Below are 1,696 nucleotides of genomic sequence, written 5' to 3'. Positions count from 1 at the left end.
GCTCCATGCTGCCGAAGGTGGAGGCCTGCATCGAGTACCTGGAGGCCTACCCGGAGGGCACGGCGCTCATCACCAGCCTGGACAAGGCCGCCCAGGGGCTCAAGGGCCTCACCGGCACCCAGATCGTGGCCTAGGGCCCGGGCCGAGGGGCGCGGCGGGGAGCGAACACCCGACACGCAACATCCAAACCCTGAAACCTCAAATTGGTTGGAATTGGCGGCAATTCCAACCATTTCTTCAATGTGTGCAGGCTCACAACGCACCCGGCCCGTCCGAATGTGAGCCGCGCCCAGAGGCGCTCGGAAAAAAGGGGCGTTTTGCCATCGCGGGGCGTTTTGGTGACAAAAACCAGGTTTGTTCCGAGTTGCTTTTTCGGGCGCCATCTCGCCAATGCGGCGTTTTCCCAGTTCAGGGGTTCGGGGCATTTTCCGGGCCCGTCCGGAACTCGGAGAAACCGGGGGGTTTGCCGCATTTCCGCCGCCCCGTGACAAAACCCGCCCTTTTTCAGAGCTGTGCCCGCGCTCGAAGCAACCCTGCACGGCCAAGCGGCCCCAGGTCCACACGCCCGCCCCCCCGACCGGTTCGAGGAAGATCTAAGCCCTATATTTTCCTTAGCTTTCGCCAGCTCCAATTGACCGATGAATATACTTGTAGAAACTCAAGAAAGGCGGCCCATGAAGACCTGGCTGAAACGGATCGCAGCTGGTACGCTGGTGCTGGCGGTACTTTGTGTTGTGGGGGTGTTTTCCATAGATGCCCACGTGCGCAACTCTACCGCTGAGCGCATTTTGACCACCCAAGAGGCCGCGACCCTAAGCTCTGTCGACTGCGTGCTGGTTTTAGGCTGCGGGGTGAACCCAGACGGGCAGCCGAGCCCTATGCTCGCCGACCGCGTTACCCAGGGCGTCAACCTTTACCAAAGCCATGCCGCGCCAAAGCTGCTCATGAGCGGCGACCATGGACGGGAAGGCTACGACGAGGTGAACACCATGCGCACGGTGGCCGTTGAAGCCGGAGTGCCGGTGGGCGACGTGTTCATGGATCATGCCGGCTTCTCCACCTACGAAAGCATGTATCGTGCCCGCAATGTGTTCGGGGCAAAGCGGATAATTGTCGTCTCGCAGGAGTACCATCTTTATCGGGCGCTCTACATCGCAAATGCTCTGGGCTTGGACGCCTACGGTGTAGCCGCGGACTTGCGCCCTTACGCAAACCAGGCGCCCCGGGACCAAAGAGAAGTGCTGGCGCGCAGCAAGGATTTCGTAACGTCCATTCTGCAGTCGCAGCCCACTTATTAAGCGTGACAGGGGACGGGGATGGCGTCAGGTTTCCGAGGGATGCTCCCGGAAGGCAGGGCGGACGGGGAAACCTGACGCCATCCCCGTCCCCTGTCATGCTGCCACGCCCTCGGAGGGCTACTCCCGGCCGGCGGGCCTGAGGGGCAGGAGCTTGAGGCCCAGGAAGAAGATGAGGAAGGACAGGCCGACGACCCCGAGGGCGATGCCGAGCTCCAGCGGGGTGGGCCAGTAGACCATGCCCTGGTAGGCAGTCGCCATGTTGCCCTGCCAATCGGTGACGGTGTAGGGGGTCAGCACGGCGGGCCAGTCGATGTTGGCCACCTGGAAGCCGCCCACCAGCAGCTGCACGCGCTTGCAGAAGATGGCGGCGATGGCGAACAGGCCGGCCGCCACCAGCA

2 protein-coding genes are annotated in these 1,696 nt (G+C 62.6%); one reads left to right on the top strand and one right to left on the bottom strand.

All coding sequences use genetic code 11. The features are described from left to right. The first annotated feature begins 674 nt into the window (after nucleotides 1-674). Entirely contained in the window at nucleotides 675-1,298 is a 624-nt protein-coding gene (locus DMP11_RS10050; protein WP_211236184.1) for a SanA/YdcF family protein, read from the top strand. 117 nt (nucleotides 1,299-1,415) lie between these two features. Here DMP11_RS10050 and DMP11_RS10340 read toward each other — a convergent pair. Further along, on the bottom strand, nucleotides 1,416-1,696 hold a 281-nt coding region (locus DMP11_RS10340), incomplete at its 5' end, for a hypothetical protein (protein ID WP_235869448.1).

The organism is Parvibacter caecicola (assembly GCF_003725335.1).
Lineage (GTDB): Bacteria > Actinomycetota > Coriobacteriia > Coriobacteriales > Eggerthellaceae > Parvibacter > Parvibacter caecicola.
This window is presented reverse-complemented; position numbering and strand designations above follow the sequence as displayed.